The sequence below is a fragment of the Stappia sediminis genome (assembly GCF_009826895.1).
GTDB classification, from domain to species: domain Bacteria; phylum Pseudomonadota; class Alphaproteobacteria; order Rhizobiales; family Stappiaceae; genus Hongsoonwoonella; species Hongsoonwoonella sediminis.
Genome location: NZ_WUMV01000014.1, coordinates 1 through 9,184, shown reverse-complemented (window position 1 = coordinate 9,184; position 9,184 = coordinate 1). Strand labels below are relative to the sequence as shown.

The following is a 9,184-nucleotide window of genomic DNA, read 5'->3' as shown; positions in this document are numbered from 1 at the left end:
ACGCATTGCCACGCGATATGACCGCCGTGCCGATATCTTCATGGCCGCAATCACCATCGCTGCCATCGTCATATGGTGGATTCAATGAGTCCTGAGCCTAGAGCATATCCCGCGAAATCTGAATTGGATTTCGCGACAAGGATATGCTCAAGGTATTGATTCTGGAGCGAATTCTTATCGACCGGATGATCCCATCCGGTCGGAAAGCGCTCTAGGCGCCTTGAGAATTTCCGGTAGAAAATTGCACTACGCGTTTGACCCGAGACCCGAGTGCTCCTCCAGTTTGGTGTAGAGTCCGTCGCAATCTGGAGACGGATGGAATGAAGCGTTCACGGTTCACGGAAGAACAGATCGTCGGCATTTTGCGGGAGTAGGAAAGCGGTCAGAAGACGGCCGATGTTTGCAGGCGGCACGGCATCTCGGAAGCCACCCTCTACAAGTAACAAGCCATTGAAGGCGCCATCGGTTCCAGCCCAATGGCGAGTGCCAGGTTTGGCGGCATGGACGTATCCGATGCCCGCAAGCTGAAGGCGGTGGAAGACGAGAATGCGAAGCTCAAGAAGCTTCTGGCGGAAGCCATGCTTGACAACGCCATGCTGAAGGATGTTGCATCAAAAAAAATGGTGACGCTCGATGCAAGGCGAAGTGCGGTGGCTCGCCTTTGCACTGGTCATGGAGTGAGCCAACGCCGGGCGTGTGCCGTCTTGCAGGTTGATCGGTCGAGCGTTCGGTATCGAAGCCTTCAACCGGATGATGCCGATCTGCGTGAGGCCATGAAAAAGGTTGCCAGCGAACGCCAGCGTTTCGGCTACAGGCGTATTCATCTGATGTTGGAGCGTCAAGGCAATTACCATGAACCAGAAGCAGCTGCGGCGGCTCTATTGCCAGGAGAAGCTGTAAGTCCGCAAACGTGGCGGCAGAAAACGAGCGCTTGGCACAAGGCGTTCCATTTGTTGCTAAGCAGAGCAAACGAGCAGGAGAGCTTGGATTTTGTGTCGGATGCCTTTATGGATGGGCGCCGCTTCCGGGTTCTCGCCATGGCCGACGTGCTCACCGCCCATGAACGCATTCTGGCGGCCATTTCAAGTGGCAGCCTCGCAGATGTCGAGGAACAGGTGAGGGCACATCTTTCCGGTACCCTGGCGTCGGTCGGCGCCATTATGAAATCGCACCCCGAATATTTCGACTAAGGCGCTTCGCGGCGTTGAGATATCGGCGTCGGTTCACAGTTCCGGACATTTCCCCGTCGACAAATCCTATTCAGATTTGGCGATATTTGTTCCACGCGGACAGGGATCGGCAAGCCTGATCCGGGGCGATTCCGTCAATGCGCTTAACCGATCCTTACCCGCATGAAACGGGGCGCGGCGGTTTTGATTTATGCGCGCTCCCGGGCAAGAGCCGACCAGGAGAAACGCAAAAAAAGATGCAGACCTTGGGGGCATTACAGGGGAAGGCTTGCTGTCCGGCATAACGCGGGTGCGGGGCCCAATGACGCCCGTTCGACGATATGGGTATCGAGCGTAATGTGCCTTGGGCCGGAATTGTGCCGCACCTGATCAAGCAGCACCTCCGCCGCCAGACGCCCCATTTTCCGATGCGGGACATGAACTGTCGTCAGCGCCGGACGAATGACCGTTGCGAGCTCGATATCGTCGAACCCTGTGATCGAAATGTCTCCCGGCACATCCAGCCCCATATCGCGAGCCTCCTGAACCGCGCCGGCGGCGAGCACATCATTGCCGCACATCACGAGCGTGGGCCGCGGAGAGCGGCGAACCAGGGCGCCAAAGGCCTCACGAGCACTGCGGATGGAATATTTCGTCTCCACAACCGGCATTGAAGAAGGGTCGAGCCCTCGTTCCTCAAGCGCCTTGCGGGCACCGATGACACGATTGCGCGCCCGATCGTTCGATTTGGTAAAGGCGGACAGAAACGCAATCTCGCGGTGGCCAAGATCCAATGCTTTCAACGCGAGTTGCCTCGATGCCTCGACATTGTCGAAACCGACGCACGAAAGTGCGGGCTCGGTGGTGCACGCCCAGGCTATCACGACGGGCAGGTTCCGATCCCTCAGGAACTCGTGGATGCCGGGATCCCGGTCGGTGCCAATGAGAAGCAGGGCATCGGCGCCGCGCGCTATCAGCGTCTTGATCTGGTTTTCCTCAATCTCAGGGTCGTAAGCCGAGCTGGCTACCAGCATTGTCGCGCCATTGTCGACCAGAACCTGTTGAAAGGCTTGCAAGCCGCGCGCGAAAATCGCGTTGTCCATGGTTGGAATTACGGCGCCGTAGGTGTTCGTTTTTTTTGCGGCCAAGGCGCGCGCGCCGAAATTCGGCGAATATTTCAGATCGCGCACCGCCTCCATGACGCGCTTCTTCGTGCTCTCGCTCACCCGGTCCGGAGAGTTGAGGCAGCGTGAGACGGTCGCGGTCGAAACGCGTGCCGCTTTCGCGACGTCCTCGAGCGTCGGCAGTTCGTTTTTTTGCGCAGTGACGTCCATGGACGGGCAGCTTCCTCAGATTGACTATTGAATCATAACCACAATCTCTCCCTCAGGAAACCGCGAAAAATAGCCGATGTAAGCTCTTGCATTAAAAAATGTAAGCGCTTACACTAAATGAATGGTGCTGGAGGGCACCTTCGGGAGGGCTCGATGTTTCTAGTCATGGCTGGCGTCTTTTTCGCCGTCTTCGTCGGGAACGTCTTCTTCGTATCCGTAGGAGGCGCGTCGCCCGTGGGCGATGTAGGAGAGCTCATTTTGCTCATGTTTGCCGCGGTTTCGTTCGTCGTCGCAATTCTGCGCGCCGAAAGCCGCCGCGAGTTCGAACGCGTGAATTCCAAAAATCGCTGACTGGGAGGAAAGCACTATGACTGCAGACGACGGGATCCGCTCGGCGGAGCGCCGCAATTTCCTGAAGCTTACGAGTGCGGGCGCCTTCACTGCGGCCATGGTCGCAGGTGCTGGCGGACTGTTGTGGTCCGACGAAGCGTCCGCGCAAACCGCGAAGGAAGAAAGGGAACGTGAGGGTGCCGCCGATCACGTGATGACCATCGCGACGGCTTATGTGCTGGGCGCGTCGCGCAGCTACCCGATCATGCAACTCGACCTCAAGGAAAACATCCAGAATGCCACGAACGGCAAGGTCTATGTGAAGCTTGCTCCGGGCGGCCAGCTCGGTGCCGGTGGTGCGCTGGTGCAGAAGGTCCAGGGCGGCACGATACAGGCCGCGCAGCATTCGATTTCGAACTTCGCTCCGTTCGCTCCGGCTGCCGACCTGATCAACCTGCCGTACTTCTGCGGCTCGAACCAGCGTTTCGTGAATCTGGTGAATTCGGATGCCTGGCGCTCGCAAGTCCATCCGAAGGTCGAGGAAAAAGGCTTCAAGCCGCTCTTCTACGTCGTTATCGACCCGCGTGTCGTCGCGGTGCGCAAGGGCGGGAACGTCGTCATGACGCCGGGCGATTTGTCGGGTGTCAAATTCCGGGTACCCGGCTCTGAAATGCTGCAGCAGTATTATCGGCTTGTCGGCGCCAATCCCACGCCTGTTGCCTGGGGTGAAACCCCCTCGGCGATCAAGCAGGGTGTTGCGGATGCGCTCGATCCCTCGGTCGGCGCACTCTATGTGTTCGGCTTCAAGGATATCCTGAGCCACGTGACCTTCACGCAGGCCGTGCCCGACAGCCAGATCTACTCCTGCAACCTCGAATGGTTCAACAGCCTGCCTGGTGACGTGCAAGAAGGGATTGAGTTCGCTTCCGAGATCACGGCCCAGCAGAACCTGGCCAAGGTGCCGGCCGCGCGCAACTACGCGATGGCCGAGCTTCGCAAGGCTGGTGTGGAATTCCACACTCTCAATGAAGACCAGCTTGCGGAGTGGCAGGACGCAGGCGGCTACCAGCGCAGCGAATGGGACCAGTTCAAGACGGACCTTGCCGGTTCGATGGACGCATTCGCCAAGTTGGAGGAAGCGGCAGGCACCGCCGGGCGCTATTACGTCCACGACGCCTGATTGTCGCATCTGCCGCCGGTGCCCGGAATCGGCGCCGGCGGCCTTCCATTTTGCTCGGCAACTCGCGGTCCCATGACGCGCACGCTTTCTTCGTGCCGGCGGACGGGCCCTTCTGCCAGGACCAGGCGGTGCGAACGATGCTCAAGCTGCTCAACGAGAATTTGGAGAGGTGGGCCCTTCTCGGGTTCTACGTAATGCTCGTCCTCACGATGGCCGTGGAGGTCGTCCGACGCGAGGTGTTCGCTTACTCGTCGATCTGGGGCGAGGAGATCGTGCGCTACTCCTTCATCTATCTGGCGTGGATCGGGGCGGCGTCGGCGGTGCGCGAGCGCGCTCATATCCGCATCGACGTGCTTCTGCATTACCTGGGGCCGCGCGCGAAGGCGCTGATCTACATGCTGGGCGATATCGTCATGTTCGCCGTGGCGCTGGTGGCCCTCTACTGGTCGTTCGAAACGGTTCTCGTTTCCTGGAAGTACGGGTCGGTCACGGATGGCCTGCGCATTTCCAAGGTGTGGTTTCTGATGGCCGTTCCCATCGGCTTCACGCTGATGATCATCCGGCTCATTCAGTCCTTCGCCCATGATTTGCACGCGCTTCGAACCGGCGAGCCGGTCTTCGAAGGCAACCAGTTGTTCGATTGAGGCGCACCATGCTCTGGCAACAGCAATTGAACGCTGTCGAACTGGGATGGGACTTCTACCTCCCGGTGGCGATTTTCGTGATCATGTGCGTCCTCGCCATTCCGGTGTGGGCTGCAATCGGCTCGGCGGCCATAGCCATGCTGGTGTTGTCCGGCGCCTTGCCGCTATCGCTGGTGGGCGAATCCCTGTTCGATGGCATCGACGCATTCGCCCTTACGGCCATTCCTCTCTTCATCCTGACAGGCGACGTGCTTGTCCGCACGGGCCTCAGTCGAAAGTTCCTCGACGTCGCAGAAGCATTGACGTGCTGGACGAAAGGCGGTTTCGGGTCGGCAACCGTTCTCGTGTGCGGCATGTTCTCGGCGATTTCCGGCTCGGATGCGGCCGGGGCGGCCGCCGTCGGGCGCATGACGATCGACCGTCTCGTGGAGAGCGGCTATCCGCGCCCCTACGCCTGCGCTCTCGTCGCCGCCGGCGCATGTACCGGCATTCTCATTCCCCCGTCGATCGCCTACATCATTCTGGGGCTCGTTCTGGGGATATCCGCCTCGACGCTTTTTCTGGCCGCCATCATTCCCGGCCTTGCTATCCTGCTGTCGATCCTTATCACCAACATCATCGTCAACCGGATCCACTCCTATGAGGGCGGCGAGCCGATGAGCTTCGGCGAGTGGGCGGCCAACCTCGGCCAAACGCTCAAGCACGGGTGGTACGCCTTCCTCGTCCCCGGGATCATCTTCTACGGAATCTTCTCCGGTCGGCTGACACCGACGGAAGCAGGCGCCACGGCCGTCGTCGTCACGATCATACTCGGCTTCGTATTGCGCACGCTGACGCTCGCCGACTTTCCGTCGATGCTGGTCAGTTCGGCCAAGGTGAACGGTGTGATCCTGCCGATCATCGCATTCTCGCTGCCGCTGGCGCAGGCGCTCGCGATCCTGGGCGTGCCACAGGGCTTCGTCGCCGCCGCGACGAGCGTCTCGGAAAATCCGGCCATCCTCATCCTGATGATGATCGTAATCCTCATCGCAGCCGGCTGCGTCATGGAAACCACGCCGAACATCGTCATTCTGGCGCCGATCCTGAAGCCGCTCGCCGACGACATCGGCATGAACGAGATCCAGTTCTGCATCATGATGGTTACGACGCTCGGCGTCGGCTTTATCACCCCGCCGCTCGGTCTCAACCTGTTCGTCGTCTCAGGCATCACAGGCGAATCGATCCTGAAGATCGCCGCCCGCGCTGTGCCCTTCGTTTTCTTCATGCTGATCGTCGTGTTGTTCATCGCCTTCGTGCCGGCGATTTCGACAACGCTGCTACCGGAAATCTATCAGTAGGAGCTGTGCGCAATGCCCCGCAAATATCTCAAGAAAGCCGACCTCACCTCGACGAGCGACGCTACCGACGTTCGCGACACCGTTCAGAAGATCCTCGACGACATCGAAGCACGCGGCGATGCGGCGGCGATGGAATACGCGGCGAAGTTCGACAAATATTCCGGCAATATCATCCTTACCCGCGAGGAAATCGACGCGGCTTCGGCCCTCGTGCCGGAAAAGCTCAAGCGGGACATTCAGTTCGCCCATGAAAACGTGCGCCGCTTCGCGGAAGCCCAGAAGGCTACCTTGAAGGATATCGAGATCGAGGTTATCCCGGGCCTCGTCGCGGGGCAAAAGAGCCTTCCGGTGCGTGCCGCAGGCTGTTACATCCCCGGCGGCCGCTACAGTCATATCGCCTCCGCGATCATGACGGTGACGACCGCGAAAGTCGCCGGTTGCGGCGGCATCGTCGCCTGTTCGCCGCCACGGCCCGAGGTGGGGATCGCGCCCGCCATCATTTACGCGGCGGACCTTTGTGGTGCGGACACCATCCTCGCGATGGGCGGCGTGCAGGGCGTGGCATCGATGGCGTTCGGGCTCTTCGGCCTGCCCAGGGCCAATATTCTGGTCGGGCCGGGAAACCAGTTCGTTGCCGAGGCAAAGCGTATCCTGTTCGGTCGCGTCGGCATCGATATGTTCGCCGGGCCGACCGACAGCCTGATCCTGGCCGACAAGACGGCGGATGCCGAGATCGTCGCGGCCGATCTCGTGGGGCAGGCCGAACACGGCTATAATTCTCCCGTCTGGCTGGTGACGGACGACGAACAACTGGCGAAGCGCGTCCTGGATATCGTGCCAGGCCTGATAGCCGACCTGCCGGAACTGAACGGCAAGAACGCGGAAGCCGCGTGGCGCGACTATGCGGAAGTCATCCTCTGCGACGATCGCGAGGAAATGGCGGCGACCGCCGATGACTATGCCCCCGAGCACCTGACGGTACAGGCACAGGATCTCGATTGGTGGCTGAACCGTCTGCAATGCTACGGTTCCCTGTTTCTCGGCGAAGAAACGACTGTTGCATTCGGCGATAAGGCTGCCGGTCCGAACCACGTGCTACCCACATCGGGTGCGGCAAACTATACCGGCGGCCTCTCCGTCCATAAGTACATGAAGATCGTGACCTGGCAGCGCGCCACGCGCGACGGCGCCAAGCCCGTTGCCGAAGCGACCGCCCGCATTTCCCGCCTGGAAGGCATGGAAGGCCATGCGCGCACAGCCGACATCCGTCTGAAGAAGTATTTCCCGGATGAAGCTTTCGATCTTTCGCCTGGTGAATGAGGTCTTGAGATGATCGAGCGGTCTCCGCAGTCCCTGTTTGATCTGTGCGGAAAGACGGCCTGCGTCACCGGCGCAAGCTCGGGTCTGGGCCGACGCGCCGCTGATGTCCTGCTCGGTGCAGGCGCTAGCGTCGTGGGCATTGCCCGCCGCGCCGAAGCGCTTGAGGCCTGGGCTGCCGAGGCGGGAGAGGCGGCGGGTTTCGTCGTGGGCGATCTTGCCAGGCGAGACGATCTCATCGAGATCGCCCGCAAGGCGTCGCAGGTATTCGGCGCGCCGGATATCCTCGTCAATGCGGCGGGCATCAATACCCGCGAACCGGCGGGTGAGGTGACCCCGCAGGGCTGGGACACGACGCTCGATCTGAATCTCGCGGCGCCCTTTTTCCTCGCACAGGCCATGGTTCCGGCGATGCGCGAAAAGGGCTGGGGCAGGGTCGTCAATTTCGCCTCGCTGCAGAGCTACAGGGCTTTTCCGGGCGGGCTGTCCTACGGTGCGTCGAAGGGCGGCGTCACACAGCTTACGCGTGCCATGGCTGAGGCCTGGTCGAATGACGGCATTACGGCGAATGCCATTGCTCCGGGCTTTTTCCGGACGGAACTCACTGCCGCGGTTTTCGCCGATCCCGACCGTGCGGCGCGTAACGCCGCGCAGACGTGCATCGGTCGAAACGGTGAGCCTTCCGACATCGACGGGCCGATCCTTTTCTTCTGTTCCGATGCATCCGGATATGTCACCGGCCAGACCCTGATGGTCGACGGGGGGTTCACTGCGAAATGAAAGCGCTCGTCTACACCGGTCCGAAGTCGTTGGAATTTCGAGACGTGCCCGAGCCCGTCGCCGAGGCCGGCACCACACTTATACGCATTGAAAGCGTCGGCATCTGCGGCTCGGACATGCATGCCTATCTCGGGCATGACGAACGCCGTCCCGCACCGCTGATCCTCGGGCATGAGGCCGCTGGAACGGTGGTTTCGGGGGCGGACGCGGGCCGAAGGGTGACGATCAATCCTCTGGTGACGTGTATGGAGTGCTCCGCCTGCCGGTCGGGCCGCGAAAATCTCTGCGCAAGACGCCAGATCATCTCCATGCCGCCGCGCGAGGGAGCCTTCGCCCAATTCGTTGCCATGCCGGAGCGTAATTTGGTTACGGTGCCGGATGGTATTTCCTTCGACAAGGCGGCTCTCGCGGAACCGATCGCCTGCGGCTGGCACGCAGCGAAGATGGCTGAGCGTGCGCTTGTGCCGGCCCTGGACGACGTCGCCACGCTGGTGATTGGCGGCGGGGCGATCGGCGTCGGCGCGGCTTTGTCGCTCAAGGCACTTGGCGTTCGGGATATCACCATTGTCGAGCCCAATGCGTTGCGCCGTCGCTTCCTGACGGAAAAAATCGGGCTGAACGCCTGCGACCGCGATAGGCTGGCGAGCGAGCGGACGTTTGGCCTGGTGATCGATGCGGTGGGCATGTCGGGCAGCCGCGCAGATGCATCGGAGCGTGCGGCGCCGGGCGGGGTAATCGTTCACATTGGGCTTGGAGAGGCTGCCGGCGGATTGAACATCCGCAGAGTGACGCTTCAGGAAATAACGTTCATCGGCACCTACACCTACACCATGGCGGACTTTCATGAAACTGCCGAAGCCATATTCGACGGCCGGCTCGGCCCGCTCGACTGGGCTGAGATACGCCCGCTGGGGGAGGGGGCCAAGGCCTTCTCCGATCTCCTGTCCGGTGCGGTGAACTCGCCGAAAATCATCCTCCGACCACATCAGGACTGAAAGGAATACCGGATGGCAAATACTCCCCATCTGCTTGTGCACGAGCATGCCGACAATGTCGGCGTGGTTGTTGTCGAAGGCCTTACGGCGGGAACGAA

General features: G+C 60.8%; 9 protein-coding genes and 2 pseudogenes. 10 read left to right on the top strand and 1 reads right to left on the bottom strand.

Features of this window, described 5'->3' with window-relative positions; translation table 11 throughout:
- Positions 1–380: 380 nt before the first annotated feature.
- Together GR183_RS22375 and GR183_RS21570 are read left to right on the top strand one after the other, a co-directional pair.
- Positions 381–443: pseudogene (locus GR183_RS22375) on the top strand (transposase); the annotation flags it as partial.
- Between the two features lie 57 nt (positions 444–500).
- A complete protein-coding gene (locus GR183_RS21570) occupies positions 501–1,190 on the top strand; it encodes a transposase (RefSeq protein ID WP_160777759.1) in 690 nt (229 codons plus the stop codon).
- 254 nt (positions 1,191–1,444) lie between these two features.
- Here GR183_RS21570 and GR183_RS21565 read toward each other — a convergent pair whose 3' ends face one another.
- Entirely contained in the window at positions 1,445–2,503 is a 1,059-nt protein-coding gene (locus GR183_RS21565) for a LacI family DNA-binding transcriptional regulator (RefSeq protein ID WP_160777758.1), read from the bottom strand.
- Positions 2,504–2,656: 153 nt separating this feature from the next.
- Here GR183_RS21565 and GR183_RS21560 point away from each other — a divergent pair, with 153 nt between their 5' ends.
- The 8 genes and pseudogenes from GR183_RS21560 to GR183_RS22080 all read left to right on the top strand — a co-directional run.
- A complete protein-coding gene (locus GR183_RS21560) occupies positions 2,657–2,854 on the top strand; it encodes a hypothetical protein (protein ID WP_160777757.1) in 198 nt (65 codons plus the stop codon).
- A gap of 16 nt (positions 2,855–2,870) precedes the next feature.
- Positions 2,871–4,013 carry a TRAP transporter substrate-binding protein gene (locus GR183_RS21555; protein WP_160777756.1) on the top strand — a complete coding sequence of 381 codons (1,143 nt, stop codon included), beginning with the start codon at positions 2,871–2,873 and terminating at the stop codon, positions 4,011–4,013.
- A 137-nt stretch (positions 4,014–4,150) separates the two neighbouring features.
- Positions 4,151–4,657, top strand: a complete 507-nt coding sequence (locus GR183_RS21550; RefSeq protein WP_160777755.1) for a TRAP transporter small permease — start codon at positions 4,151–4,153, stop codon at positions 4,655–4,657.
- An 8-nt stretch (positions 4,658–4,665) separates the two neighbouring features.
- A complete protein-coding gene (locus tag GR183_RS21545; RefSeq protein WP_160777754.1) occupies positions 4,666–5,994 on the top strand; it encodes a TRAP transporter large permease in 1,329 nt (442 codons plus the stop codon).
- A gap of 12 nt (positions 5,995–6,006) precedes the next feature.
- Positions 6,007–7,314, top strand: coding sequence for a histidinol dehydrogenase (gene hisD, locus GR183_RS21540; protein WP_160777753.1), 1,308 nt, complete (start codon positions 6,007–6,009; stop codon positions 7,312–7,314).
- Between the two features lie 9 nt (positions 7,315–7,323).
- Positions 7,324–8,091 carry an SDR family NAD(P)-dependent oxidoreductase gene (locus GR183_RS21535; RefSeq protein WP_160777752.1) on the top strand — a complete coding sequence of 256 codons (768 nt, stop codon included), beginning with the start codon at positions 7,324–7,326 and terminating at the stop codon, positions 8,089–8,091.
- Entirely contained in the window at positions 8,088–9,086 is a 999-nt protein-coding gene (locus GR183_RS21530) for a zinc-dependent alcohol dehydrogenase (RefSeq protein WP_160777751.1), read from the top strand. The genes GR183_RS21535 and GR183_RS21530 overlap by 4 nt, the downstream gene beginning before the upstream one ends.
- Before the next feature lie 12 nt (positions 9,087–9,098).
- Positions 9,099–9,184: pseudogene (locus GR183_RS22080) on the top strand (flagellar biosynthesis protein FlgA); the annotation flags it as partial.